Source organism: Roseomonas sp. OT10, assembly GCF_020991085.1.
GTDB classification, from domain to species: Bacteria; Pseudomonadota; Alphaproteobacteria; order Acetobacterales; family Acetobacteraceae; genus Roseomonas; species Roseomonas cutis.
Genome location: NZ_CP087719.1, coordinates 1,848,713 through 1,872,733, shown reverse-complemented (window position 1 = coordinate 1,872,733; position 24,021 = coordinate 1,848,713). Strand labels below are relative to the sequence as shown.

30 protein-coding genes and 1 pseudogene are annotated in these 24,021 nt (G+C 70.6%); 16 read left to right on the top strand and 15 right to left on the bottom strand.

Annotated elements, in window-relative coordinates:
* Positions 1 to 95 precede the first annotated feature (95 nt).
* The 3 genes from rpmF to LPC08_RS08675 all read right to left on the bottom strand — a co-directional run bounded on the left by rpmF (position 96) and on the right by LPC08_RS08675 (position 1,558).
* Complete coding sequence (rpmF, locus tag LPC08_RS08685; RefSeq protein WP_230452299.1) at positions 96 to 299, bottom strand: 50S ribosomal protein L32; 204 nt, start codon at positions 297 to 299, stop codon at positions 96 to 98.
* 204 nt (positions 300 to 503) lie between these two features.
* Positions 504 to 1,022, bottom strand: coding sequence for a YceD family protein (locus LPC08_RS08680; RefSeq protein ID WP_230452298.1), 519 nt, complete (start codon positions 1,020 to 1,022; stop codon positions 504 to 506).
* Positions 1,019 to 1,558 (bottom strand): ubiquinol-cytochrome C chaperone family protein, encoded by a 540-nt coding sequence (locus tag LPC08_RS08675; RefSeq protein ID WP_230452297.1) that lies wholly within the window; start codon positions 1,556 to 1,558, stop codon positions 1,019 to 1,021. Before LPC08_RS08675 ends, LPC08_RS08680 begins: the two co-directional genes overlap by 4 nt.
* A gap of 144 nt (positions 1,559 to 1,702) precedes the next feature.
* Here LPC08_RS08675 and LPC08_RS08670 point away from each other — a divergent pair, with 144 nt between their 5' ends.
* Positions 1,703 to 2,254 (top strand): outer membrane protein assembly factor BamE, encoded by a 552-nt coding sequence (locus tag LPC08_RS08670; protein ID WP_230452296.1) that lies wholly within the window; start codon positions 1,703 to 1,705, stop codon positions 2,252 to 2,254.
* Positions 2,255 to 2,412: 158 nt separating this feature from the next.
* Here the strand turns inward: LPC08_RS08670 and LPC08_RS08665 are convergent, their stop codons facing one another.
* From LPC08_RS08665 to LPC08_RS08655, 3 genes are all read right to left on the bottom strand, one after another.
* The gene (locus LPC08_RS08665; RefSeq protein ID WP_230452295.1) at positions 2,413 to 2,961 is read right to left on the bottom strand and encodes a hypothetical protein; all 549 of its coding nucleotides are present in this window, start codon (positions 2,959 to 2,961) and stop codon (positions 2,413 to 2,415) included.
* A 17-nt stretch (positions 2,962 to 2,978) separates the two neighbouring features.
* Positions 2,979 to 3,620, bottom strand: coding sequence for a YjbE family putative metal transport protein (locus tag LPC08_RS08660; RefSeq protein ID WP_230452294.1), 642 nt, complete (start codon positions 3,618 to 3,620; stop codon positions 2,979 to 2,981).
* 351 nt (positions 3,621 to 3,971) lie between these two features.
* Complete coding sequence (locus LPC08_RS08655) at positions 3,972 to 4,637, bottom strand: TerC family protein (RefSeq protein ID WP_230452293.1); 666 nt, start codon at positions 4,635 to 4,637, stop codon at positions 3,972 to 3,974.
* A gap of 347 nt (positions 4,638 to 4,984) precedes the next feature.
* On the opposite strand from LPC08_RS08655, the gene purB reads away from it, so the two are divergent.
* From purB to LPC08_RS08640, 3 genes are all read left to right on the top strand, one after another.
* Positions 4,985 to 6,322: an adenylosuccinate lyase gene (purB, locus tag LPC08_RS08650; protein ID WP_230452292.1), complete on the top strand. Its 1,338-nt coding sequence runs from the start codon at positions 4,985 to 4,987 to the stop codon at positions 6,320 to 6,322.
* Between the two features lie 143 nt (positions 6,323 to 6,465).
* Positions 6,466 to 6,786, top strand: a complete 321-nt coding sequence (locus LPC08_RS08645; RefSeq protein ID WP_230452291.1) for a hypothetical protein — start codon at positions 6,466 to 6,468, stop codon at positions 6,784 to 6,786.
* Positions 6,787 to 6,839: 53 nt separating this feature from the next.
* Positions 6,840 to 7,577 (top strand): NRDE family protein, encoded by a 738-nt coding sequence (locus tag LPC08_RS08640; protein WP_230452290.1) that lies wholly within the window; start codon positions 6,840 to 6,842, stop codon positions 7,575 to 7,577.
* A 103-nt stretch (positions 7,578 to 7,680) separates the two neighbouring features.
* Here LPC08_RS08640 and LPC08_RS08635 read toward each other — a convergent pair whose 3' ends face one another.
* Complete coding sequence (locus tag LPC08_RS08635; protein WP_230452289.1) at positions 7,681 to 8,670, bottom strand: hypothetical protein; 990 nt, start codon at positions 8,668 to 8,670, stop codon at positions 7,681 to 7,683.
* A gap of 71 nt (positions 8,671 to 8,741) precedes the next feature.
* Positions 8,742 to 9,254 carry a hypothetical protein gene (locus LPC08_RS08630; protein ID WP_230452288.1) on the bottom strand — a complete coding sequence of 171 codons (513 nt, stop codon included), beginning with the start codon at positions 9,252 to 9,254 and terminating at the stop codon, positions 8,742 to 8,744.
* Positions 9,255 to 9,539: 285 nt separating this feature from the next.
* Here LPC08_RS08630 and purC point away from each other — a divergent pair, with 285 nt between their 5' ends.
* The 10 genes from purC to grxD all read left to right on the top strand — a co-directional run bounded on the left by purC (position 9,540) and on the right by grxD (position 17,118).
* Positions 9,540 to 10,304 carry a phosphoribosylaminoimidazolesuccinocarboxamide synthase gene (gene purC / locus LPC08_RS08625; RefSeq protein WP_230452287.1) on the top strand — a complete coding sequence of 255 codons (765 nt, stop codon included), beginning with the start codon at positions 9,540 to 9,542 and terminating at the stop codon, positions 10,302 to 10,304.
* Between the two features lie 2 nt (positions 10,305 to 10,306).
* Complete coding sequence (gene purS, locus LPC08_RS08620) at positions 10,307 to 10,552, top strand: phosphoribosylformylglycinamidine synthase subunit PurS (protein ID WP_230453020.1); 246 nt, start codon at positions 10,307 to 10,309, stop codon at positions 10,550 to 10,552.
* A gap of 29 nt (positions 10,553 to 10,581) precedes the next feature.
* Entirely contained in the window at positions 10,582 to 10,827 is a 246-nt protein-coding gene (locus LPC08_RS08615) for a hypothetical protein (RefSeq protein ID WP_230452286.1), read from the top strand.
* A 34-nt stretch (positions 10,828 to 10,861) separates the two neighbouring features.
* Positions 10,862 to 11,533, top strand: coding sequence for a phosphoribosylformylglycinamidine synthase subunit PurQ (gene purQ, locus LPC08_RS08610; RefSeq protein ID WP_230452285.1), 672 nt, complete (start codon positions 10,862 to 10,864; stop codon positions 11,531 to 11,533).
* A 309-nt stretch (positions 11,534 to 11,842) separates the two neighbouring features.
* Entirely contained in the window at positions 11,843 to 13,003 is a 1,161-nt protein-coding gene (locus LPC08_RS08605) for an XRE family transcriptional regulator (RefSeq protein ID WP_230452284.1), read from the top strand.
* Positions 13,004 to 13,005: 2 nt separating this feature from the next.
* Complete coding sequence (locus LPC08_RS08600) at positions 13,006 to 13,518, top strand: DUF4411 family protein (RefSeq protein WP_230452283.1); 513 nt, start codon at positions 13,006 to 13,008, stop codon at positions 13,516 to 13,518.
* 89 nt (positions 13,519 to 13,607) lie between these two features.
* A complete protein-coding gene (locus tag LPC08_RS08595) occupies positions 13,608 to 14,216 on the top strand; it encodes a transposase (RefSeq protein WP_230452282.1) in 609 nt (202 codons plus the stop codon).
* The gene (purL, locus tag LPC08_RS08590) at positions 14,213 to 16,519 is read left to right on the top strand and encodes a phosphoribosylformylglycinamidine synthase subunit PurL (RefSeq protein ID WP_370643318.1); all 2,307 of its coding nucleotides are present in this window, start codon (positions 14,213 to 14,215) and stop codon (positions 16,517 to 16,519) included. Before LPC08_RS08595 ends, purL begins: the two co-directional genes overlap by 4 nt.
* Positions 16,520 to 16,524: 5 nt before the next feature.
* The gene (locus LPC08_RS08585; RefSeq protein WP_230452281.1) at positions 16,525 to 16,758 is read left to right on the top strand and encodes a BolA family protein; all 234 of its coding nucleotides are present in this window, start codon (positions 16,525 to 16,527) and stop codon (positions 16,756 to 16,758) included.
* Between the two features lie 21 nt (positions 16,759 to 16,779).
* On the top strand, positions 16,780 to 17,118 hold the full coding sequence (grxD, locus tag LPC08_RS08580) for a Grx4 family monothiol glutaredoxin (protein WP_230452280.1): 339 nt from the start codon (positions 16,780 to 16,782) through the stop codon (positions 17,116 to 17,118).
* A gap of 127 nt (positions 17,119 to 17,245) precedes the next feature.
* Here grxD and LPC08_RS08575 read toward each other — a convergent pair whose 3' ends face one another.
* Positions 17,246 to 18,025 carry a TspO-related membrane protein gene (locus LPC08_RS08575; RefSeq protein WP_230452279.1) on the bottom strand — a complete coding sequence of 260 codons (780 nt, stop codon included), beginning with the start codon at positions 18,023 to 18,025 and terminating at the stop codon, positions 17,246 to 17,248.
* Between the two features lie 87 nt (positions 18,026 to 18,112).
* The gene (gene rpsD, locus LPC08_RS08570; RefSeq protein ID WP_230452278.1) at positions 18,113 to 18,730 is read right to left on the bottom strand and encodes a 30S ribosomal protein S4; all 618 of its coding nucleotides are present in this window, start codon (positions 18,728 to 18,730) and stop codon (positions 18,113 to 18,115) included.
* Positions 18,731 to 18,935: 205 nt separating this feature from the next.
* Here rpsD and LPC08_RS08565 point away from each other — a divergent pair, with 205 nt between their 5' ends.
* Positions 18,936 to 19,148 carry a hypothetical protein gene (locus tag LPC08_RS08565; protein ID WP_230452277.1) on the top strand — a complete coding sequence of 71 codons (213 nt, stop codon included), beginning with the start codon at positions 18,936 to 18,938 and terminating at the stop codon, positions 19,146 to 19,148.
* 7 nt (positions 19,149 to 19,155) lie between these two features.
* Here the strand turns inward: LPC08_RS08565 and ruvB are convergent, their stop codons facing one another.
* Positions 19,156 to 20,196: a Holliday junction branch migration DNA helicase RuvB gene (ruvB, locus tag LPC08_RS08560; protein WP_230452276.1), complete on the bottom strand. Its 1,041-nt coding sequence runs from the start codon at positions 20,194 to 20,196 to the stop codon at positions 19,156 to 19,158.
* Positions 20,197 to 20,436: 240 nt separating this feature from the next.
* On the opposite strand from ruvB, the pseudogene aqpZ reads away from it, so the two are divergent.
* A pseudogene (gene aqpZ / locus LPC08_RS08555) lies at positions 20,437 to 21,111 on the top strand (aquaporin Z); the annotation flags it as partial.
* Positions 21,112 to 21,349: 238 nt separating this feature from the next.
* Here aqpZ and ruvA read toward each other — a convergent pair.
* The 4 genes from ruvA to LPC08_RS08535 all read right to left on the bottom strand — a co-directional run bounded on the left by ruvA (position 21,350) and on the right by LPC08_RS08535 (position 24,020).
* Positions 21,350 to 21,958, bottom strand: coding sequence for a Holliday junction branch migration protein RuvA (gene ruvA / locus LPC08_RS08550; protein WP_230452275.1), 609 nt, complete (start codon positions 21,956 to 21,958; stop codon positions 21,350 to 21,352).
* Positions 21,955 to 22,518, bottom strand: a complete 564-nt coding sequence (gene ruvC, locus LPC08_RS08545) for a crossover junction endodeoxyribonuclease RuvC (protein WP_230452274.1) — start codon at positions 22,516 to 22,518, stop codon at positions 21,955 to 21,957. Before ruvC ends, ruvA begins: the two co-directional genes overlap by 4 nt.
* Positions 22,515 to 23,264 (bottom strand): YebC/PmpR family DNA-binding transcriptional regulator, encoded by a 750-nt coding sequence (locus tag LPC08_RS08540; RefSeq protein WP_230452273.1) that lies wholly within the window; start codon positions 23,262 to 23,264, stop codon positions 22,515 to 22,517. The genes ruvC and LPC08_RS08540 overlap by 4 nt, the downstream gene beginning before the upstream one ends.
* 132 nt (positions 23,265 to 23,396) lie before the next feature.
* Positions 23,397 to 24,020: an MSMEG_1061 family FMN-dependent PPOX-type flavoprotein gene (locus LPC08_RS08535; RefSeq protein ID WP_230452272.1), complete on the bottom strand. Its 624-nt coding sequence runs from the start codon at positions 24,018 to 24,020 to the stop codon at positions 23,397 to 23,399.
* Position 24,021: the final 1 nt, after the last annotated feature.

Sequence of the window (24,021 nt, the reverse complement as noted above, 5' to 3'; positions counted from 1 at the left end):
CGACAGGCGGCTCCACGACGGGCGGTTCATGGCAGGCGTGTCATGGCGCGCTCGGGCATGGTGCGCGGCCGGCACGGGAGGCTGGCCGCCCGCCGTCAGACGCGGACCGCGATCTTCTGCTTGTCGCTGGCCTGCACGACCTCGCGGCCGTCGTAATGGCCGCAGGAGTGGCAGACATGGTGGGGGCGCTTCAGCTCGCCGCAGTTGGGGCAGTCGGCATAGGCCTCGGCGGTGAGCGCCTCGTGGCTGCGGCGCATGCCGCGGCGGGAGGGCGAAACTTTCTTCTTAGGGACGGCCATGGGACCGGGCCTTTCTCGAGGTGATCAGAGGATGTCTCAGGAAGGCGCGGCCATTACCACCCGCGCCCGCCCAGGACAAGCGCGGCGAGGCCATGCCCGCCGCAGGTCCGCCCCCCGCGCCGGACGGGGCGCGCAACGGGGCGCCACACGGGGAAGCCAAACAGGGGCACCGAACGGGGAGCGCTCCGGGCGGAGCGCCGCGCCCTACCCGTCGCGGCGGAGGCGGGAGAGGGCGGCGAAGGGCGAGCGCGAATCCCCGGCCCCACCGGGGTCCAGGGCCGCGCCGGGGGCGCGGGGATAGGGGTCGAGCGCCAGGGAGAGCTGCTGCGCCAGCGCCTCGCCGACATCCAGCACGCCGCCCGCGGCCTCCACATCCTCCGGGCCCTCGGCCATGTCCTCGGGCGCCTCGCCCTCGTCCTCCTCCGCGGTGCCGCCGGGGATCACGCGCCAGTCCAGCGACTCCTCGACCTCCTGCGGCACCGGCTCCAGCGTCACGACGCAGGACTGCACCACGGCAGCCCGCATCCGGCCGGTCACCCGGTAGATGCCGCCCGGCCCCCGCTCCGGGCGGATCTCCGCCTCGGCGTCCAACCGGTCCAGCGACACCAGATCCAGCCGCCGGGCCAGCGCCGCCCGCTCCTCCGCGGTGGCGCTCAGGGTCAGGCGCCGGCCGCCCTCCGGCACGGTGGACAGCACCAGGGGGCGGGAGAACTCCACGGTCATGCGGCCTCCATGCGCGGCAGGGCGAGTCGGCCCCCGGCCAGGGCCTCGAAGGGCTGGGCGGCGAGCCACGCCTCCAGCACCCGGGCATGGGCGGCCAGCCGCGCCGGCGCTCCCTCCGGCGCGCTGCCGGCCCAGAGGTTGCGCGCCAGCGCCTCCTCCCACGCGGCATTGCCGGGGGCGGCGATGGCGGCCTCATAGGCACGGGCCCGGCCATGGAAGTTCTCCCACAGCCGCTTCACCCGCTTGCCGATGGACATGTCGCCCACCCCCATCTCGCGCAGGTTCAGGTCCATGTCCGCGAACATGGCATCGAACACCGCCTGGGCGATCGGCGCCCCGCGCGGGTCGGGATCGTGCCGCAGCCGGTGGACCAGCAGGCCGACATGCAGGGAGATGGCCTCGAACCGGCCCTCCAGCGTATCGGGCACGCCGGCGGCGAAGAGCGCGGGCTCCCGCGCCGCGGCCACCGCCGCCGTGTACAGCTCGAAGCCGGTGCGCTCGTGCGGCTTGCGCCGCAGCAGGCCGAAGAGGCCCATCCTCCATCCCATCCTTCGTTTCGCCGGCCCGGCCGGCGGCGGCCGCCCCCCTGGCGCGCCCCCGGCGGCATGGCGGCTGCCCCCGCGTCGGAGGGGGGAACGGCCGTTGACCGGGCGCGGGGGCGGTGGCAATCGGACGCTGACATGGCCCGCCCCCCGCATCCCGTCAATCAACAGACCGGGCGACCGGCCGGGCATCCGACCCGGCTCGGAAAGCCCGCCGGACTGCTCCTCCTGGCCCTGGCCGCCGTGCCGGCCCTGGGCGGCTGCTCCCTGTTCGAGGCTCCGCGGGAACTCCGCGGCAACCGCGTGGACGATGAGCTGCTGTCGCAGATCACGCCGGGCGTGCAGACCAAGCAAGACGTCGCCGCCCTGCTCGGCTCGCCCAGCACCACCGCGACCTTCGACCAGGACCACTGGTACTACATCAGCGTCGTCACCCACATCCGGCCGGCCCGCACCCCGGGGATCGAGGACCAGCGGGTGGTCGCCATCACCTTCAATCCCAACGGGGTGGTGCAGGAGGTCAAGCGCCTGGGAGACGAGGACCGGCGCAACATCGCCTTCGTCGATCGCCAGACCCCGGTCCCGGGCAACGACCGCACGGTGCTGCAGCAGCTGTTCGGCAATATCGGCCGCTTCGGCGGGGGCGGCGCGAGCAGCGACCAGGGTCCGGGCGGCGGCCCGGGCCGCTGATCGCGGCGCGGCCCGGCCGCCGGGCGTAACGGGCCTGCCGCGCCCGCCTCCGGCGCAACGGCGACAGGGTGACGCCGGCGTCCTGGCCGGGGCGGCTCCCCGCCGCCGGCATCCTCTCCATCATCCCCGCCTGCCGCGCCGCGGCAGGCCCGGTCCGCTCACCCCGTCCGCAGCGCGACCGCGATGGCGCGCGCGAAGGCCGCGGAATCGGCGACCGGAACGGGACGGTCCGGCAGCGTGACCTGGACGCGGAGGAAGCGGCCGCCCACCGCGCCGACGCAGACATGCCGTTCCACCGGGTTGCGGCCGAAGCGGCCGTCCAGGACGGCGCAGCTCAGCGGCGTCCCGCCGGGCACGGCCAGGCTGCTGCGACCGACCTCGGTCAGGCTGCGCCCCGTCCGCTCCGCGGGCTGGGCCGTGGCCTCCCGCACCGCCGCCTCCAGCTCCGCCGGCACCTGCGCCGGCGTCGCGGCGGGCAGGCCGCGGTCATAGAGCATGACCTGTGCCGCCGCGGTGCGGGAGGGCGTGGCGTAGTCCACCATCGCCGCCTCCCCGAAGCCGCGCGGCTCCGTCGTGCCGCCGCGCCGGAAGGCGTCGGCCTGCGCCGGCAGGCGGCGCAGCGCCTCCGCCATGCCCGGCCGGGGCTCGGGGGCGGGAACGCCCCCGTCGCCGGGGGCGGCGCAGCCGGCCAGCAGCGCCGCCAGCATCAGGACGCCGCCCGCCCTCAATGCGCCGCCTCGTGATGGGGCGCCGGCAGCGGCAGACCCAGTTGCAGCACGTCGTTTCCGGCCACCATACCCTCCCAGAGAAGCTGCAGGCCGATCCAGACGATCAGCGCGAGGCCGAGATAGGCGATCCAGCGGTAGCGATCGAGCAGCTTGGCCAGCAGCCCGCCCAGCAGGCCCATCATGACGATGGAGACGAGCAGCCCGATCACCAGCAGCGGGAAGTTGTTGCGGGCGATGGCGGCGATGGCCAGGACGTTGTCGAGGGACATCGAGACGTCCGCCACGACGATCTGCCACAGCGCCGCCATCAGGCTCTTGTCGTGATGGGCGTGGCCCTCGGCCGCCTCCTCGGCGTCGGCCTGCCGCAGCTCCCGCCAGAAGCCCCAGGCGATGTAGAGCAGCGCCAGGCCGCCGACGAGCTCGATCCACCAGAGCGTCAGCAGGAAGCTGGCGAAGATCGAGAAGATGATTCGCAGGACCGCCGCGGCGACGACGCCGAACAGCACCGCCTTGGACCGCTGCGCGGCCGGCAGGCCGGCGGCGGCCAGGCCGATGACCACCGCGTTGTCGCCCGACAGGATGGCATTGGCGAAGATGATTTCGAGCAGGCCGGTCAGCGACCCGGTCACGGACTCCATGGATGTCTCCGAAGGGGACATGCGCCGCCCGGCTCGGGCACGCCCCGGGAAAGGACAGGAATCCCCCGGGGGATGCGCCCGGTCGACGCCATGCGCGGTGGCGTGTGCCCGCCCCTTCTCCGCACGGCGTCGCCCGAACGGTCCGTCCCGGCATTCCGCCTCCCGCTCTAGAGCGGATCGCCCGCGCCGCAAATCCGTCCCGGCGTCCTGTCCGGCATTCGCGCGGCGGAAAGCTGCGTCCCTTGGCCCTCAAACGAAACGCGCGCCCCACCCCCATGGCGAAGGGGACCGGGACGCGCGCGGCGTGGCGGGCGGGGGGCTGCCCCCGCCCGCCAGAGGGGATCCGTCGGCTCAGTGCGCCGCAGGAGGCGCCGGCGGCATGCCGCCCCACCAGGCGGCGACGTCGCCCCAGCCGGTCCAGATCATCTCCAGCGCGACGTAGAGGATGACCAGCAGGCCGATCCAGCCGATCCAGCGGTACTTCTCCAGCAGCTTGGCGATGAAGGTGGCGGCGACGCCCATCAGCACCACGGAGATGCCGAGTCCGATGACCAGCACGTCCAGGTGGTCCTTCGCCGCGCCCGCCACCGCGAGCACGTTGTCGAGGGACATGGACACGTCGGCGATCAGGATCTGCGTGATCGCCTGCGCCATGGTCTTGCGCGGCCCGCCGGAATCCGGGGCGTGGCCCTCCACCATGGCCTCGTGCGCCGCCTCCGCACCCTCGGCCTGGGCGTGGTTGGCCCGCAGCTCCCGGAACATCTTCCAGCAGACCCAGAGCAGCAGCAGGCCGCCGAACAGCGCGATGCCCACGATCGCCAGCAGCTGGGTGGTGATGGCCGCGAAGCCGATGCGCATGATCGTGGCGGCCACGATGCCCCAGAAGATCGCCTTGCGGCGCTGGTCCGGGGGCAGGCCGGCCGCGGCCATGCCCACCACGATGGCGTTGTCGCCTGCCAGCACCAGGTCGATCAGCAGGACCTGGCCCAGCGAGATGAACCAATCGGCTCCAAACATGAGGGTCTCGAAAGCCTCCCGGGCAAGACGAGCCCTCCGGGCGGCGCCAGGAGGGCTCGGATCAGGATGATGCCGGAGCGGAACGGCCCTGGCACGGAACTGGATGCACGGGCCCCTTCCCGCGTTGCGAGGCCCTCACGCGCCGGCTGCGCATAAACAAAGGGCCATCTTTCGTCCAGATTCGCCAAAGCCCGGCACCGATTTTTACGGCCCGCGTCCCGGCCTCGCGCGCGCCGGCGCCATGGCGCCCGCCCGTGCAGGCCGCCCCGCGCAGGTCGGCCCGGCGCCGGGACGGCTTGACGCGCCCGCCCGCCGGGGCTTGGACGCCACCGAAGCAGGAGCTGCCGATGATCCCGCGCTATTCCCGCCCCGAAATGGTGGCGATCTGGTCCCCCGAATCCCGCTACCGCATCTGGTTCGAGATCGAGGCCCTGGCCGCCGAGGCGATGGCGCAGCTCGGCACCATCCCGGCCGAGGCGGCGCGTGCGATCCGCGAGCGCGGCGCGCGCCGGGTCGGGGAGATCGGCCCGGCGGAGGTCGAGCAGATCGACGCCATCGAGCGCGAGACGCGCCACGATGTCATCGCCTTCCTCACCTGGCTGGGCGAGGCGATCGGGCCCGAGGCGCGCTTCATGCACCAGGGCCTCACCTCGTCCGACGTGCTGGACACCTGCCTCGCGGTGCAGCTGACCCGCGCCGCCGACCTGCTGATCGCCGATGTGGACGCCGTCCTCGCCGCCCTGCGCCGCCGGGCGGAGGAGCATGCCCATACCCCCACCATCGGCCGCTCCCACGGCATCCATGCCGAGCCGACCACCTTCGGGCTGAAGCTGGCCGGCCACTGGGCGGAGTTCCACCGCGCCCGCCGGCGGCTGGTGACGGCCCGCGAGGAGGTGGCGACCTGCGCCATCTCCGGCGCGGTCGGCACCTTCGCGGCGGTCGATCCCCGGGTGGAGGCGCATGTGGCGCGCCACCTGGGCCTCGCGGCGGAGCCGGTCTCGACCCAGGTCATCCCGCGCGACCGGCATGCCGCCTTCTTCTGCGCCCTGGCGGTGGTGGCGAGCGGGATCGAGCGCCTGGCGATCGAGATCCGGCACCTCCAGCGCAGCGAGGTGCGCGAGGCGGAGGAGTACTTCCACCCCGGCCAGAAGGGGTCCTCCGCCATGCCGCACAAGCGCAACCCCGTGCTGAGCGAGAACCTGACCGGCCTCGCCCGCATCGTGCGCGGCTATGCCGTCCCGGCGCTGGAGAACGTGGCGCTGTGGCACGAGCGGGACATCAGCCACTCCTCGGTGGAGCGGGTGATCGGGCCGGACGCGACGGTGACCCTGGACTTCGCCCTGATGCGCACCGCCGGGATGATGGAGAAGCTGACCATCTATCCGAAGCGGATGCTGCAGAACCTGGAGAGCCTGGGCGGCGTCGTGCACAGCCAGAAGGTGCTGCTGGCGCTGACCCAGGCCGGGCTGAGCCGCGAGGAGGCCTACCGCGCCGTGCAGCGCGCGGCGATGGCCACCTGGACGAAGCTGGGCGACCCGGCCGGCCGCAGCTTCCGCGAGGAGCTGCTGGCCGATCCGGAGGTCGCCGGCCGGATGGACGTGGCGAGCCTGGATGCGGCCATGAACCCGGCCAAGGATTTCGCGCATGTCGAGGCGACGCTGGCGCGGGTCTTCGGCCAGGCCTGACCCCGGCCGCCCCGCCGCCGGGGGCCGGGGGGCGCAGTGCTGACCGGGTTGTTACCGGAAGGGGGCGGAAGCGAGGCAGGGGCGCCGTGATCCTGCCCGACCGCCCCACTACCTTCCTTCCATCATCGAGGAGGTGCCACGCGATGCCCCGCCTTCCGCTTCTTGCCGGTGCCGTGGCGCTCGCGGCCTGCACCGGCGCCGCCACCCTGGCCCAGGCCGCCCCGCCAGCCGCCGGCAGCGACCTGGGTGCCGCCGCCGCCATGGTCCCCGTCCAGTGGGGCTATGGCTACGGCTATGCGCCGCCGCCCCCTCCGCCGCCGCGCTGGGCCCCGCCGCCGCGCTACTACTACCCGCCGCCTCCCCCGCCCCCGCCGGTCTATTACGCGCCGCGCTACTACTATCCCCCGCCGCCCCCGCCGCCGCGCTACTACCGCCCCGGCGTCGGCGTATATTTCGGCTTCTGAGGCGCCGGCGGCCGGGGCTGGACGCTGCCCCGGCCCGGACCGAGCCTGCGCGCATGTGTACGCTGGTGATCCTGCGCCGCCCCGGCCATCGCTGGCCGCTGCTGGCCGCCGCCAACCGCGACGAGCGGCTCGATCGCCCCTGGGATCCGCCCGGACCCTGGTGGCCGGAGGAGGCGCCGGGGGTGATGGGGGGCCGTGACCGGCTGGCCGGCGGAAGCTGGATGGCGCTGGGACCGGGCGGCGTGCTCGCCTGTGTGCTGAACCGGCCCGGCAGCCTGGGCCCGGCCGCCGGACTCAGATCCCGCGGTGTGCTCCCCCTGCTCGCCGCCGCGGCGGCATCCGCGCGGGAGGGCGCCGGGCGGATCGCCGCGCTGGACGCCGCGGCGTGGCGGACCTTCAACATGGTGGTGGCGGATGCCGGGGAGGCCTTCTTCCTCCGCGGCCTGGCGCAGCCCGGTCCGCCGGAGGCCATGGAGCTGCCGGCGGGGCTCACCATGGTCACCGCGCACGACCCGAACGACCTCGCCAGCCCGCGCATCCGGCGCCACCTGCCGCGCTTCCGGGCGGCGGCCGCACCCCAGCCGGACATGGAGGACTGGGCGGCCTGGACGGGCCTGCTGCTCGACGAGGACCACGATCCCGGCGTGGGCGTGCGGGAGGCGCTGCACGTTCCGCCCACGGGCGGCTTCGGCACCGTCTCCTCCAGCCTGGTGGCGCTCGGGTCCCGGGGCGAGCGGCTCTGGCGCTTCGCGGCCACGGGCGACACCTTCCGCCCCGTCGCCCTGGGCTGATCCCCGCGGGCTGACCCCCTGGGCTGATGGCATGGAAAAGGGGCCGGCGGACCGGCCCCTTCCCTGCGTCCCATGCTTCCGCCGGCGAAGGCCGGCGTGCCGGTCAGACCCGGTCGCGGCCCGGATTCGCGCCGCTGAGGTTGGTCCCCGCGGTCCGGTCCACGGCTCGCTCGGCGGCCGTGCCGGGCGGGTTGCGCGGCGTGCCGTCCGACTGCGAGGGGTAGGCCCCGCTGACATTCGTCCCCGCCGCGCGATCCACCGCGCGGCTGGCGGCGGTGCCCGGAGGATTGCCCGGCGTGCCATCCGGGGCGGAGCCGCGCCGCTCGTTCTCCGGATGCGCGCCGCTGATGTTGGTTCCCGCCACCTCGTCGATGCCGCGGCTCAGCTTGGTCCCCGGCGGGTTGCCCGGCGTGCCGTCCGGGGCGGAACGGCTCCGCTCGTTCTCCGGATAGGCGCCGCTGATGTTCGTGCCGGCCACCTGGTCCACACCGCGGCTCGCCATGGTGCCCGGCGGGTTGCCGGGGGTGCCGTCCGGGGCATCGTCATCGCGATAGCCGGCCCAGCCCCCGGCGCGGTAGTCCGCCTCGCGGGCCGTGATGTCGACCGGGGTGTGGCGGGCCAGGATCGACTCCGCCTCGGCCGCGCGCAGGTCGTCCGTGCGCACGGTGACGAGGCTGCCGCCACGGCGGATGCCCTCGGCGTAGACCGGGGCCTCGGCCTCGCTCACCCCGGCGCCGGTCAGGCCGCCGAGAAGGCCGCCCGCCACCGCACCGGCACCCGCGCCGGTCAGCGCCGCGACCAGCCAGCCCGCCGCCACGATGGGGCCCAGGCCGGGGATGGCCAGGGCGCCGAGCCCCGCCGCCAGGCCGGCGCCGCCGCCGAGGACGGTGCCGATGGTGGCACCGACGCCCGCGCCCGTGCCGGAGTCGTCGGCCACCGGGTCGTCGCGGTCGACCACGGCGGGGGCGTCGTCCGCGCCGCGCGCCAGCAGGCTGATGTCGCTGCTCGGGAAACCCGCCGACTCAAGGCTGCGGACGGCGTCCAGCGCCGCGTCGCGCGTGTCGAACAGGCGGGTGATGGTGCGTGTTGCCATGGAAGGTCTGCCTTTCGGAACGTTGGGGGCCGGGCGCCCGAGGGCGCGCCGGCCGTCAGGGGAACGGGGCCTCAGCGCGCCGGGGCGTTGCCGACGACGACGTTGCCCTGGAAGTCCAGGCCAACCTCCGTGCGGCTGCCGCCGCGCATGCCCTGGCCACGCCAGACGCCGTTGTCGTCCTTCCGCAGCCCGGTCACGTCCGTGAACCCCGCCGCCTCGATGCGGCTGCGGGCCTGGCCCTCGGTGAAGCTGTTCGCGCCCGCCACGGGGGTGGCGGTGGTGGGCGGATTGTTGGTGCCGGGCGCGTTCGGCCCGCCACTGCTGGGCGGGGCGCTATCGGCGCGCCCCGCGGGCGCCGGTGCCATCGGGGCCGGCGCCATGGGGGCGGCCGTCGTGCCCGGGGTGGCGGTGGCCGCCGGGTTCGTCGTCCCGGGCGTGCCCTGCGCCATGGTGCTCCCGCCGCCGCTCGGGTTGGTCGGGGTGCCGATCGTGCCCTGCGTGCTGGGCTGGCTGGTCTGGGCCAGGGCGGCAGGCGCAAAAGCCAACGCGGCCAGCAGGCCGAGCCGGGGGATGGTCGCCGTCATGCGTGTCCTCTCCGTCGTGTCTTGTGCCGCGGGTAGGCGCGGCATGGCGGCTTAACGGGCGAGGGCGCAGGACGTTGTCGGCGATCTCGCCGCTCGCCGGGCTGTGTTCCGCACCCCGGAGCGGAGGCGGCAAACCGGCCCCACGCCCCCCGCGACCCTGCCCCCCGCCCGCTCTCGGTGGCCTCCACCGGATGGGGCTGCTATAGGCAGCCGGTATGGCGCCGCCCGGAACGGCCCCTTTCCGGGGCCGGTCCGGCGCGGCCCGAAAGGATTCGGACGACCGCAATGGCCCGCAGGCGACAGCTCTACGAAGGCAAGGCGAAGGTCCTGTTCGAGGGGCCGGAGCCCGGCACCCTGGTGCAGTACTTCAAGGACGACGCGACGGCGGGGAACGGCGCCAAGAAGGGCACCATCACCGGCAAGGGCGTGCTGAACAACCGGATCAGCGAGTTCCTGATGACCAAGCTGGGCGAGATCGGGGTGCCCACGCACTTCATCCGCCGGCTGAACATGCGCGAGCAGCTCATCCGCGAGGTGGAGATCATCCCGCTGGAGATGGTGATCCGCAACGTCGCCGCCGGCTCGCTCTCCACCCGCCTGGGCATCCCGGAGGGGCAGCGGCTGCCGCGCTCCATCGTCGAGTACTACTACAAGAACGACGCGCTGAACGACCCGATGGTCAGCGAGGAGCACATCACCTGCTTCGGCTGGGCGGCGACGCAGGACCTGGACGACATGGTCCAGCTCGCGCTGCGGGTGAACGACTTCCTCACCGGCCTGTTCCTGGGCGTCGGCATCACGCTGGTGGACTTCAAGCTGGAGTTCGGGCGGCTGTACGAGAACGAGGACATGCGCATCGTCCTCGCCGACGAGATCAGCCCGGACAACTGCCGCCTGTGGGACGCCAAGACGGGCGAGAAGATGGACAAGGACCGCTTCCGCCGCGACCTGGGCAAGGTCGAGGAGGGCTATCAGGAGGTCGCCCGGCGCCTGGGCATCCTGCCGGAAGCCGGCGTGCGCGACCTCAAGGGCCCGGAGCTGATGCAGTGACGATCAAGGCGTTCGTGACGGTGATGCCCAAGACGGGCGTCCTCGACCCCCAGGGCAAGGCGATCGAGCACGCGCTGGCCGGGCTCGGCTATCACGGCGTGGGCGAGGTGCGCGCGGGCAAGGTGATCGAGCTGGAGCTGGCCGAGACCGACCCGGCCAAGGCGAAGGAGGCCGCGACCGAGATGGCCCGGCGCCTGCTGGCCAACACGGTCATCGAATCCTTCCGCGTCGAGGTCGCGGGCGCCTGAGCGCGCCGGCCGCCTGAGGGGGGACCGCGATGATCAAGGCCTCCCTCCTCCTCATGCTGCTGCTGACGGTGCTGGTCTGGTTCGGCCTGCGCTGGCGCGACGCCCAGGTGGCGCCGCCCGCCGCGCCGCCGGGGCGCCGCAAGCCGCGCCCGCCCTCGCTGATCGCCCGCGGCAAGGCGGGGATCGACCGCTGGGTGACGGCCGCCGCCATCGGCGCGATCGGCACCATCGTCCTGATGGGCGGGCTGCACTGGCTGCGGGTGTTCCAGCAGTGAGCCCCCTCCCCTTCTTCTCCGAAAGGACCGCCCGATGAAGGCCGGCATCGTCGTCTTCCCCGGCACCAACCGCGAGCGCGACATGGCCCTGGCCCTGAAGCGCGCGACGGGGGTGGCGCCGGTCATGCTGTGGCATGGCGAGGCGAGCCTGCCGCCGGGGCTGGACCTGGTGGTGCTGCCGGGCGGCTTCTCCTTCGGGGATTACCTGCGCACCGGGGCGATGGCGGCGCAGTCGCCGATCATGCGCGACGTGGCCGCCTTCGCCGGGCGCGGGGGGCATGTGCTGGGGGTGTGCAACGGCTTCCAGATCCTGTGCGAGGCGGGGCTGCTGCCCGGCGTGCTGCTGCGGAATGCCTCGCTGCGGTTCCTGTCCATGGATTGCGTGCTGCGGGTGGAGCGGGCGGGGACGCCGTTCACGTCGCGCTGGCAGAAGGGCGCGACCTTCCGCGCGCCGATGGCCCATGGGGATGGGAACTACTTCGCCGATGCCGGGACGCTGGACCGGCTGGAGGGCGAGGGGCTGGTGGCGTTCCGCTACGCGGATGCGAATCGGAACGGGGCGGCGCGGGATATCGCGGGGGTGCTGTCGCCCAACCTCCGGGTGCTGGGGCTGATGCCGCACCCGGAGAATTATGTGGACCCGCTGACGGGCGGGGAGGATGGGATGCCGTTGTTCGAGAGCTTGGCGGCGCTAGCTCTCACCTAGAGTTCATTTCTACTCATATCTCAGAAGAATTTCTTATAAATCGAACGGAGTACAAAACAACAAAAATCATACAAAAAACTACCAGAATCATTTTGGCGCATTATTGGTAATTTCTTTGCTTTTTATTTCAGCAAGCAAGCAACAGATAGAGATAAAACTCCGTGATCTTCACACAAAGCCCGCTCTTTATTTGTTGATTAACCGGGTAGACAACACTATTAATCTGTGTTTAGATCGATTCGTGAACGATCGTTAGTCAACTTCCGGAGTCGTCCACATATGGCTTCTCGCGCAACGAAAAAGCCAAAGTTGCCCATTAACCCATTGATCATGCGTTGGGCGCGGCAATGGAGAGGGCGATCACTCGAAGCCGCTTCAGACAAGCTCCAGATTCCAGTTTCGAAAATAATATCTTGGGAAAGTGGAGAAACCCACCCTACTGTTAGGCAGGCCCGAATTCTCGCGGAATTTTATGATCGCCCATTTCTGGAGTTTCTCTTAGATAGTCCTCCAGAGCTCTCTGAGCCTGAAGCGCTGCCCGACTTCAGACTACACAAGGAAACCGATGATCCACACGAAAAGCGCGAGCTTAAATACATACAAGCATGGGCCGAAGAACAACGCGTCAACGCTGTTGAGTTATTTGACATTATTGGTGAGTCGCCCCCAAAAATTCCGGCAAAACTAAATGCAAATCTAAATGATCAACCTGAAGCCGCAGCAAAGCTGTCACGCGAGGCGATTGGATTTAGTATTAAGCAACAGACATCTCTAACGTCACGAGAGGGAGACAGCTTGCCACGCATTTTGCGACGCTTTCTAGAGATGGCCGGAATCTTAGTTCTCAAAGAATCATCTCTAGTAAAGTTTAGTGCGCGCGGCATGTGCATTTTTAAATCACCGCTACCGATTATAGTTTTTGGTACTGAGGCGCCATCGGCGCAAGTTTTCACAATGTCCCATGAATTGGGCCATATTGTTTTACAAATGAGCGCAATTAGTGGTCCACCTAGCCAGCCAAAAAATATGAACACCAAAGTCAAGGTTGAGTCATGGTGCAATAAATTTGCGGGAGCCTTTTTGGCTCCATTAGAAGAAATTGAGGGAATTTTAGGGAAAGTCGCGCAACCATCAAGCGAAATAGCAGATGACCTTCTAGAGAACCTATCCTCACATTTCCATATCAGCCGACATGCCATGCTTATTCGTCTAGTACATATTGGCTATATTGCTCCAGAATATTATTGGGATAAGAAACTCGCAGAGTTTCTGGCTGAAGAAAAAAAATATAAGTCGTTTGCTAGATCAAAATATTACGGCAGTAGATACAGAAATGCTTTAGGAGACATGTATACCGGTTTAGTTCTGGACGCCTGGGATGATGGCCACATAACAAACCACAATGCTGCAGAATTTATGGGAATCAAAAATATCCGCCACCTTAACGATATTAGGTCGGAGTTTGATTGATTATGAAGAAATATTGTCTGGATATGTCGGGGTTAAGTAATCCATTGGAAACCATGCCACAAGACATACATGTAACGCTCTGGTCACTCATTTCCCAAAAAATTCAACAAGGATGTATAGCTGTTACTAGGGAGATTTACGATGAGCTTTTGCATTTACCAGGAGAAATGGGCGCTTGCATAAAAAGTCATGAGACTCTGCTAATGATGGAAATTGGAAGTAATCACTGGGATTGGCAATCTTACTCTCAACACATACAACGCATGCAAAAAGATCACAGGGCATTTATTGGAGAGTATAACGGAAAAGGAAAATCAACAATAGGCCTCAACGATCTATCAATTATAGCATTAGGTAAATCTCTTGGAGTTCCCGTGCTGAGCATGGAAAAAGCCTGCGCAAATATAACACAGCCTAGTGCATTCAGGCGCAAAATACCCGATATTTGTCTTCTAGAAGGAGTACCACATGTAAACTTCAATGAATTTCTGCGATTGGAATCTGTTTCTATTTAGGCCCCTTCTTGTTCTACTTTCGAATTGAGTTGATGTGACTTTAATAGGAATACTTGCCTAAATCATACCTTCCTGCTACTCTCCCACCCATGCCCTTCCTCCCCCACACCTCCCGCCTCTCCCCTCCCACCCCCTGGTCCCCCCTCTCCGACGCCGCCTGGGCCGCCCTCCTCCCCCACCTCGCCCGCACCGACCCGCGCGGCCGCCCCGTCCACGACCTCCGCGCCCGCATGGACGCCATCTTCCACGCCGCCCTCTCCCGCGCCCCCTGGGCCGCCCTCCCGCCCCGCTTCGGCAACCCCGACACCGTCGCCCGACACTTCCGCCGCCTCACCCATGCCGGCCTCTGGCAGCGCCTCCTCCTCGCCCTCGCCGAGGCCGACCCCTCCCACCCCCTCCGCGCCATCGAGCACGCCATCTGCCGCGCCTGCCGACGCGCCGCCCGCCTCCTCGGCTTCCCCTTCCTTGTCCTGATCCGCCGCCTCGGCCTCCGCTCCGCCCTCGACGGACCGCCCTGGCTCCTCCCCGATCCGCTTTTGTCCGAAACCCTCGCCCGCACCCCGATTCCGGACCCGGATTCCGCGCCCCACGGCCAGTGCGGCCCCCTCCGCGCCCTGCTTGCCACGCTCAAACACCTCCACCGCACCGCCGCCGGCCGCGCCCGCATCCCCCGCTCGGTTCGCTGGGGTTGGCCATGACCTTTCCGCCCCTGGACATTCGCGCCGCGCCCACCCACACCCGGCCCATGTCCGCGCCCGCCGCCCCCCAAAGCCCCGACACGGCCCCGTCCGACGCGCTGCCCGAGCTGCTCCCGCCCGAGCGCGCCACCCAGCTCTCCGCCGAGTTCGGCCTGAAGCCCGAGGAGCACGCGCGTGTCCTCGCCATCCTCGGCCGCCAGCCCTCGCTGACGGAGCTGGGCATCTTCTCGGTGATGTGGAGCGAGCACTGCTCCTACAAATCCAGCCGCGTCTGGCTCCGCACCCTGCCGACCCAGGCGCCGTGGGTGATCCACGGCCCGGGCGAGAATGCGGGCGTCATCGACATCGGCGAGGGGCTGGCCGCCGTCTTCAAGATGGAGAGCCACAACCACCCCAGCTTCATCGAGCCCTACCAGGGCGCGGCCACCGGCGTCGGCGGCATCCTGCGCGACGTCTTCACCATGGGCGCCCGCCCCGTCGCCAACCTCAACGCGCTGCGCTTCGGCAGCGCCTCCAACCCCCGCACGCGGCGGATCGTGGACGGGGTGGTGCGGGGCATCGGCGGCTACGGCAACTGCGTCGGCGTCCCCACCGTGGGCGGCGAGGTCAACTTCCACCCCGCCTATGACGGCAACCCGCTGGTCAACGCCATGACGGTGGGCATCGCCCCGGCCGACCGCATCTTCCTCTCGGCCGCCGCCGGCATCGGCAACCCCGTGGTCTATGTCGGCAGCAAGACCGGCCGCGACGGCATCCACGGCGCCACCATGGCGAGCGCGGAGTTCAGCGCCGACAGCGAGGAGAAGCGCCCCACCGTGCAGATCGGCGATCCCTTCGCCGAGAAGCTGCTGATCGAGGCCTGCATGGAGCTGATGGCGACCGACGCCATCGTCGCCATCCAGGACATGGGCGCGGCCGGGCTGACGAGCAGCAGCGTGGAGATGGCGGGCAAGGGCGGCGTCGGCATCGAGCTGGTGCTGGACAGCGTCCCCCAGCGCGAGACGGGGATGACCGCCTATGAGATGATGCTCTCCGAGAGCCAGGAGCGCATGCTGATCGTCCTCAAGCCGGGGCGGGAGCATGTGGCGGAGGCGATCTTCCGCAAGTGGGAGCTGGACGTGGCGGTGATCGGCCACATCACCGACACCGGCCGGATCGTGGTGAAGCACCACGGGAAGGTGGAGGCGGACATCCCCCTCGCGCCGCTGGAGTCGGAGGCCCCGCTCTACCGCCGCCCCACGGCGGAGACGCCGAAGCTGCCGGTGCTGGACGCGGCCGCCATCCCCGACCCGCACGGGATCGGTGTCGCGCTGGAGCGGCTGGTCGCCTCGCCCGACCTCTGCTCCCGCCGCTGGATCTGGGACCAGTACGACGCGACGGTGGGCGGCCAGACCATCCGCCGCCCCGGCGCGGCGGATGCCGCCGTGGTCCGCGTGGGCGAGGGCAGCCGGGCGCTGGCCATCACCACGGACTGCACCCCGCGCTACTGCCTGGCGGACCCGGAGGCGGGCGGCGCCCAGGCGGTGGCCGAGGCCTGGCGCAACATCACCGCGGTCGGCGGCCTGCCGCTGGCGGTGACGGACAACATGAACTTCGGCAACCCGGAGAAGCCGGAGGTGATGGGCCAGTTCGCCAGTGCCGTGAAGGGCATGGCGGCGGCCTGCCTCGCGCTCGACTTCCCCGTCGTGAGCGGCAACGTCTCCCTCTACAACGAGACGGAGGGGCGGCCGATCCTGCCGACGCCTGCGATCGGCGGCGTGGGCGTGCTGGAGGATGCGGCGAAGGCCACGCGCCTCGCGCCGCCGGCCGGCGCCACGCTGGTCGTGGTGGGCGAGACGGCGGGCTGGCTGGGCCAGTCGCTCTGGCTGCGCGAGATCGCAGGGCGGGAGGAGGGCGCGCCGCCGCCGGTGGACCTCGCCGCCGAGCGCCGCAACGGCGACTTCGTGCGCGGGCGGATCGCGGCGGGCGCGGTCGCGGCCTGCCACGACGTCTCGGATGGCGGGCTGCTGGTCGCGGTGGCGGAGATGGCGATGGCGGGCGAGGTCGGCGTGGCCCTCGACGCCGGGCCGGAGGGAATCCCCGCCCATGCCTTCTGGTACGGCGAGGATCAGGGCCGCTACGTGCTGGCGGTCGCCGATGCGCCGGCCCTGCTGGCGGCGGCCAAGGCGGCGGGGGTGCCGGCGCGGGTGCTGGGGCGCGTCACCGGGAAGGACTTGGTTCTCCCCGGCGGGACCACCATCTCCGTGGCTTCACTCCGGGCGGCGAATGAGGGCACCCTCCCCGCCCTGATGCAGGGAGCCTGACGCGCATGGCGATGCAGCCCGCCGAGATCGAGGCGCTGATCCGCGCCGCCCTTCCGGACGCGCAGGTGACCATCGAGGACCTGGCGGGCGACGGCGACCACTACGCCGCCGCCGTCGTGTCCGAGGCGTTCCGCGGCAAGTCCCGCGTGCAGCAGCACCAGATCGTCTATGCCGCCCTGCGCGGCCGCGTCGGCGGTGAGTTGCACGCCCTCGCGCTCCAGACCTCCGCCCCCGAGTAGAGACCCAGAAGGACCCGACGCATGAGCGACGCCGTCAGCCAGCGCATCCAGGCCGAGATCGAGGAGACCCCGGTCGTCCTCTACATGAAGGGGACGCCCGCCTTCCCGCAATGCGGCTTCTCCGCGCGGGTGGTGCAGATCCTCAGCCACGTGGGCGTGCCGTTCAAGGGCGTGAACGTGCTGGCCGATCCCGAGATCCGCGAGGGCATCAAGGCCTTCACCAACTGGCCGACCATCCCGCAGCTCTACGTGAAGGGCGAGTTTGTCGGCGGCTGCGACATCGTCATGGAGATGTTCCAGTCGGGCGAGCTGCAGAGCCTGCTGGAGGAGAAGGGCGTCGCCACCGACAAGGCGGCCTGAACGGCGCGCCGCCGGGTGTCAGGCCCGGCGGCCTTCCCTGGACAGGGGAACAGATCGAAAAGGATTGATTTCCTATAGGACGCGGCGGTAAGGTTCCGACGCCCTCACCTCTCGGCGCCCGATGCGGTCAGGCCAGGGCCACGCTTTCCGCACGCCGCCGCTGCCACGACACGGCCGCCACCAGTGCCAGCATCGCCGCCGCGACGATCGCTGCCATGATGTCGAACTGGTTGGCGCCAAGATTGGCCACCACCACGGCCACCAGCGCCCAGCCCACCCCGCCCAGATACCAGCGGCTGCCCCGCGAGGCCCAGGCCATGGCCGCGGCGAAGCCCCCGGCGGCGAGCAGGATCAGCACCGCCGCCATGCTGGCGCCGAATCCGCCATCGGGGATCATCCCCGCCGCGCGGGCCGCGCCGGAGATGTTGGCGAAGGTGGCGGCGGTCAGCCAGCCCGCCATCAGCCCGGTCAGCGGATAGACCAGCCAGCGCGCCATCCCGCCCAGCACCGGCCCGCGCCGCGCCAGGAAGAAGGCCGCCAGGGCGCAGGCCAGGGCAATGAGGATCACGAGGACCAGCCCGAAGCCATTGCTGCGGGAGAACTGCGCCGCGAGCTGCCAGAGCGTGTTGGCGGCGAAGACCCCCGCCAGCGGCCAGCCGACCCGCTGCGCGGCCGGGTCGGCGTGCTGCGCCGGTAGCGCCTGCCACACGCCGAAGGCCAGGGAGAGCAGGAAGAGCAGGCCCCACATCAGCGGGAAGGCATAGCCCGCCGGGATCACCGGCGTCTGGCTGGAGGCGGACATCACGGCGACCGAGTGGCCGATGCCGAGATAGGGCAGCGCCGCGGTGACGATCTGCACCACCGGCAGGATCAGGCAGAGCAGTCGTCGCAGGCTGTCACTGGGCATCCGGGGGCCTCCTGGAACGCGAAACGCCGCCCCGGGAGGTTCGTTCCCGGGGCGGCGTCCGACAAGGGCCTCGAAGGAGGCGAAGGCTCAGCGGGAGTAGAACTCGACCACCAGGTTCGGCTCCATCTGCACCGGATAGGGCACGTCGCCCAGCTTCGGCGCGCGGACGAAGGTGCCCTTCATCTGGCGATGGTCGATCTGGATGTACTCCGGCACGTCGCGCTCGCCGGACTGGGCGGCGTCGAGCACGGCGGTCAGCTGCTTGGACTTCTCCTTCACCTCGATGACGTCGCCGTCCTTGACGAGGTAGGAGGGGATGTTCACGCGCTTGCCGTTCACCAGCAGGTGGCCGTGGTTGACGAACTGGCGGGCGGCGAAGGGGGTCACGGCCAGCTTCATGCGGTAGACCACCGCGTCCAGCCGGCGCTCCAGCAGCTCGATCAAGTTCTCGGAGGTATCGCCCTTCCGGCGCACCGCCTCCTCGTAATACTTGCGGAACTGCTTCTCGCCGATGTTGCCGTAGTAGCCCTTCAGCTTCTGCTTCGCCATCAGCTGGATGCCGAAGTCGGTCGGCTTCTGCTTGCGGCGCTGGCCGTGCTGGCCGGGGCCGTACTCGCGCTTGGCGATGGGCGACTTGGCGCGGCCCCAGAGGTTCACGCCGAGGCGGCGGTTGATCTTGTACTTGCTTTCCGCGCGCTTGGTCATGCGGCGGGTCCTTTCATTCGGCGCGGCAAGGCCCGGTTGATGCCGGATCGGTGGCCGCTGGTGTGTCCCGGTAGTCCCAGGCGGCCCGGAGGCGCATGAGCGGGCGCACGGCACGAGGCCGTGTCCACGTTCCCGGAAGGAGGCGGCGCTCTACCTCCGCCCTCCCCGCTTGTCAAACCACCCGCCGCCTGCCACCAGCGGCGCCATGGTGACGCGCGAGGAAATCCTGGTCCTGGGCCTGACCGCGGGGGTGGTCGGCGCCCTGGTCGGTGGGCTGATGCTGGGAGTCGGGCTGGGGCTGGTGGTCAACGGGGCGCATGTCGGCTGGGTCCTGGCGCTGCCGGCGGCGCCCGTGGCGGGCGGGCTGGGCTACCTGCTCGCCCGCAAGCTGGCGGTGCGGGTCGAGCCGCTGCGCTGAGGCGCGGCTACTCCTCCAGCAGCAGGTCGCCCTGGGGCCCGGCGTTGCGAGGCGGGGTCATCCCCAGGTGTCGCCAGCCCGGCAGGCCCAGCACGCGGCCGCGCTGGGTGCGCAGGATCAGCCCCTCCTGGATCAGGTAGGGCTCGATCACCTCCTCCAGCGTGCCGCGATCCTCGGCCAGCGCGGCGGCCAGCGTCTCCACCCCCACCGGCCCGCCACCATGGTGCTCGGCCAGCCGGCGGAGGTAGCGCCGGTCCATCGCGTCCAGCCCGAGCTGGTCCACCTCCAGCCGCAGCAGCGCATCGTCGGCCAGTGCCTTGTCCGCCGGCCGCCCCGCCACGGCGGCGAAGTCCCGGATGCGGCGGAGCAGCCGCCCGGCGATTCGCGGCGTCCCGCGCGAGCGGCAGGCGATCTCCCAGGCACCGTCCGTGGTCAAGGTGAAGCCCAGCTTCTGCGCCCCGCGGGTGACGATCCGCTCCAGCTCCTCCGGCGTGTAGAAGTTCAGCCGCAGCGGGATGCCGAAGCGGTCGCGCAGCGGAGTCGCGAGCAGCCCGGCCCGCGTGGTGGCGCCGACCAGGGTGAAGGGCGGCAGGTCGATGCGCACGGTGCGCGCGGCCGGCCCCTCGCCGATGATGAGGTCGAGCTGGAAATCCTCCATCGCGGGGTAGAGCGTCTCCTCGATCGCCGGCTGGAGCCGGTGGATCTCGTCCACGAAGAGCACGTCGCGCGGCTGCAGGTTGGTCAGGATCGCGGCGAGGTCGCCGGCGCGCTGCAGCACCGGGCCGGAGGTGGCCCGGAACCCCACCCCCAGCTCGCGCGAGACGATCTGGGCCAGGGTCGTCTTGCCCAGCCCCGGCGGACCGAAGAGCAGCACGTGGTCCATCGCGTCGCCGCGCTCCCGCGCCGCCTGGACGAAGACCGAGAGGTTCTCGCGCAGCGCCGGCTGGCCGGTGAAGTCGGCCAGGGTCTGCGGGCGGAGCGCCGCATCGGCGACATCCTCCTCCTGGCGATCCCGGGCGGTCAGGCGGGCGGTGGCGGCGGTGCTCATGGCTGGAACATATAGGGAATCAGGCCAGGCGTCTGCACCGCCGCTTCGTCCGGCGCGGCTCCTGGCCAAAAACCGAATACCGGACACACCATGGCGGCGACGCGGTACGATGGCGCAACGTTGTCGCCTCGTCTAATCGTGGCGTCGTGACTTGATCCGTAAACGGGGGATCGCATGGAAATCGACACTGGCCGCCGCGTGGTGGCTGAATTCTTCGGCACCTTCTGACTTACCTTCGGCGGCTGCGGCGCCGCCGTCCTCGCGGCGGCCTTCCCGGGACTCGGGATCGGCTTCCTGGGGGTGTCCTTCGCCTTCGGCCTGACCGTGCTGACCATGGCCTATGCCGTGGGCCATATCTCGGGCGGGCACTTCAACCCCGCCGTGACGCTCGGCCTCTGGTCGGCCGGGCGCTGCGCCAACAAGCACGTCATTCCCTACATCGTCGCCCAGGTGGTCGGCGCCATCGTGGCGGCGGCGGTGCTGTGGTTCATCGCCTCGGGCAAGGCGGGCTGGGTACCGGGCGGCTTCGCCAGCAACGGCTATGGCGAGCTGAGCCCGGGCAAGTACGGGCTGGGCTCCGCCTTCGTCACCGAGGTGGTGCTGACCTTCTTCTTCCTGCTCATCATCATCGGCACCACCTCCAAGGGCGCGGCCACCGGCTTCGCCGGCATCCCGATCGGCCTGGCGCTGACGCTGATCCACCTGGTCTCGATCCCGGTGACCAACACCTCCGTCAACCCGGCGCGCAGCACCGGCCCGGCGCTCTTCGTCGGCGGCGAGTATATCGGCCAGCTCTGGCTGTTCTGGGTCGCCCCGATCCTGGGGGCGATGGTCGCCGGCTGGCTGGGCCGCTGGCTCTACGAGCCGACGGCGATCGTCGACACGGTCGTGGTCGAAGAGCGGCGGGTCAACTGATCCGCCGGGCGGGGCGCCACCCGGCGCCCCGCATCAGACGCGCTGCCCCCGCACGGCGAAGACCCGGACCTCGGACAGGTGGCGGTGCAGCTCCGCGCCGTCGTACAGGTACAGGGCGTTGGGGCGCCCCGGACCCTCCCGCGCCGCCAGGGCGCGGCGCTCCGGGTCGTAGTCGAAGGGCGCGACACCCTGGCCGCGCAGCGGCTGGATCAGGACGCGCAGGCGGACGCCCCGGCGCTCATCGCGGCGCCAGCTCCTTCAGGCTCTCGCGGATCAGCTCGCCCAGCGCGGCGCCCTCGCCGATCCGCTCCGTCACGCGGTTGACCGCGGCCACCGCCTCCGGCCGCTTCCAGCCGAGGTTGAGCAGCGCCGAGACCGCATCCGCGGCCGCCCCACCCCCCGCCACCGGCGCGGCCGGCACGGGCAGGGAGGAGCCGGTCGGCATGCCGCCGATGCGGTCGCGCAGTTCGGAGACCAGCCGCACCGCCAGCTTCGCCCCCACCCCCGGTGCGCGGGACAGGCTGCCGCGGTCGCCGGCCAGGATCGCCCCGGCGAGGTCGGCCGGGCTGAGGGTGGAGAGCAGCGCCAGGGCCACCTTCGGCCCGACGCCCTGGATGCCGGTGAGCAGGCGGTACCAGTCGCGCTCGGCGGCATCGGCGAAGCCGTAGAGGGTGATGGCGTCCTCGCGCACCACCGTCTCGATCCACAGGGTTCCCAGCGCCGGGGGCTGCGGCAACGCCGCGACGGCGCGGGAGGAGGCGGCGACGAGGTAGCCCACCCCGTTCACGTCGAGGATGCAGCCGCCCTCATGGACGGAGTCGAGCCGCCCGGTGAGCTTGCCGATCACGTGACGCGGCCGAGGAAGGGCACCGTGGTCCGGGCGAGCGCCACGCGGCTGGCGCGATGGTGCGCGTGGCAGATGGCGACCGCCAGCGCGTCCGCCGCATCCGCCCGCCGGAGCACCGCGCCGGGCAGCAGGCGGCGCACCATGTCGGTCACCTGCACCTTGTCGGCGTGTCCCGTGCCGACCACGGCGCGCTTGACCTCCATCGCCTGGTACTCGCCCACGGGGATGCCCAGCAGCGCGGGCGCGAGCAGCGCCACGCCGCGCGCCTGGCCCAGCTTCAGCGCCGCGCCGGGGTTCTTGTTGACGTAGGTGTGCTCCACCGCCGCCTCGTCCGGCTGGTGCTCCTCCAGCAGCGCGGTCAGCGCGCGGTGGATCTGCACCAGCCGCTCGGCCAGCGGCAGCGCGGTCGTCGTGCTGACCACCCCGTCGCCGAGATGGCGCAGGCGAGAGCCGTGGCTCTCGATCAGACCCCAGCCCGTGTGCTGCAGCCCCGGGTCGAGGCCGAGCACGCGGACGGCGAGCGGCCGCAGGTTGCCGCCGCCGCTCGCGCCGATGCTCATGCGGAGAGGCGTTCGGCGATGGCGTCCGAGACCTCGAAATTCGCATAGACGTTCTGCACGTCGTCGTGGTCGTCCAGCACGTCGACCAGCTTGAGCACGGACTGCGCCTGCTCCTCGTTCAGGTCGATCGGCGCGTTGGGCCACCATTCCAGCTTCGCGCTCTCGGCGGGGCCGAACCGCTCCTCCAGCGCGTCGCGCACGGCGGCGAAATCCTCGACCGAGGTGGTGACCTCGTGCATCCCGTCATAGGTCTCGACGTCGCTGGCCCCGGCCTCGATGGCGGCCTCCATCATCGCATCCTCCGAGGCGGCCTCGGGCTTGTAGGTGATGACGCCGCCGCGCTCGAACTGGAAGCTCACCGAGCCGGTCTCGCCCATCGCCCCGCCGTGCTTGGCGAAGGCCGAGCGCAGGTCGGAGGCGGTGCGGTTGCGGTTGTCGGTCAGCGCCTCGACGATGATGGCCACGCCCGCGGGGCCATAGCCCTCGTAGCGGACCTCCTCGTAATTGTCGGAATCGGCGCCGGCGGCGACGCGCTTGATGGCGCGGTCCACCGTGTCGCGCGGCATGTTCGCCGTCAGCGCCGCCTTCACCGCGGCGCGCAGGCGCGGGTTGTGCGCCGGATCGGGCATCCCGGTCTTGGCCGAGACGGTGATCTCGCGGATCAGCTTGCCGAAGGCCCGGGCCTTCTTGGCGGCCTGACCGGCCTTGCGGTGCATGATGTTCTTGGCGTGCGAATGGCCGGCCATGGCCAGACCTCCTGCGAGGCGAGGCGCCCGCCGCGGCGCAGGGGACCGGACGGGGACACTCAGGTTCCGAAAGGGCGGCGAGTGTAGCGGCGCGGCGGGTCCCGGGCCAGCCGGCCCCCGCGCCGAAGGGGGTCAGTAGAGGTTCTTTTCCAGCTCGGGCGAGCGCGCATCCACCTCCGCCGCGTCCACCAACCCGCCGGTATGGGCGGCGATCATCTGACCGGGTGTCGGCGCCCCCGGCGGCCGCGCGTCGCAGGGCCACAGCTTCGCCCGGGCCACGGCGCGCCGGCACTGCATGAAGACCTCCTGCACGCGGATCAGCATCACCGTCGCGGGCTCCCGCCCCTCCACGGCCAGGCGGGCGCGCAGGGCGGGGTCGGCGGTCAGCCGGGCCGTGCCCGCCACCCGCAGCGTTTCGCCCGAGCCCGGCAGCAGGAAGAGCAGCGCCACGCGCGGGTCGTCCACCACGTCGCGCAGCGCGTCCAGCCGGTTGTTCCCGCGCCGGTCCGGCAGGGCCAGGGTGCGCTCGTCCAGCACCGTCACGAAGCCCGGCGCGTCGCCGCGCGGCGTGCCGTGGACCCCGCGCGGCCCCACGGTGGAGAGGATGCAGAAGGGGCTGTGCGCGATGAAGGCCGCCGCCGTCGCGTCCACCACCGGGCTGACCTTGCGCAGCACCATGGCACTGGGCGAGGCGTAGTGCGCCGCCAGGGCCTCCGGCGTGGTGATGGCGTGGGGGTCGGGGGGCAGGCTGTCCATG